This is a genomic window from Noviherbaspirillum soli (assembly GCF_015352955.1).
Lineage (GTDB): Bacteria > Pseudomonadota > Gammaproteobacteria > Burkholderiales > Burkholderiaceae_D > Noviherbaspirillum_A > Noviherbaspirillum_A soli.
The window spans coordinates 1-620 of record NZ_JACYOX010000104.1; the positions used below are offsets into that span (position 1 = coordinate 1).

A 620-nucleotide genomic window follows, 5' to 3' on the forward strand; every position below is an offset into this window, starting at 1 on the left:
TCAAGATCCCAATGGCGCACGGCGCCTGCCCAGCGCTGCGGCTTGGCGGCCCGGGCGGCTTGATAGACCGCCTTGCGATGGGCCAGCAGCTGGTCCGCCTGGCCACGATGACGCTGATCCGGCGTCACATAGTTCAGGCCGCTGTGGCGGTGCTCCTCGTTGTACCAGCGCACGAACTGCTCCACCCACTGCCGGGCTTGCTCAAGCGTGTCGAACGGGCGTTCCGGCCACAGCGGGCAGTATTTCGCCGTCTTGAACAACGCTTCCGCATAGGCGTTGTCGTTGCTCACCCGCGGCCTGCTGAACGAGGGCACCACCCCCAGTTCCTGCATGCACGCCAGCATCGTCGCCCCCTTCATCGCCGTGCCGTTGTCCGAGTGCAGCACCGGTGGGCGATCCGCCGTCTGCTCTGCCAGGCAGCCCCGTTGCAACAGCGCGCTGGCTTGCTCCGACGTCTCGCTTTCATGGACCGCGTTGACCACCAGCTTGCGACTATAGATGTCCTTGACCATGTACCAGTAGAAGAACCGGCCCCTGACCGTGGTGGGCAGCCAGGTGATGTCCCAGCACCAGACCTGGTTGGGCCCATCGGCCCGGTGCGTGGTCAGCACACGCTTGCG

General features: G+C 65.6%; 1 protein-coding gene. It reads right to left on the minus strand.

Translation table 11 applies throughout. The annotated features are described in order from the left end of the window. A partial coding sequence (locus tag IGW04_RS25530; RefSeq protein ID WP_194715900.1) for an IS3 family transposase occupies positions 1-620 on the minus strand: 620 nt, incomplete at both ends.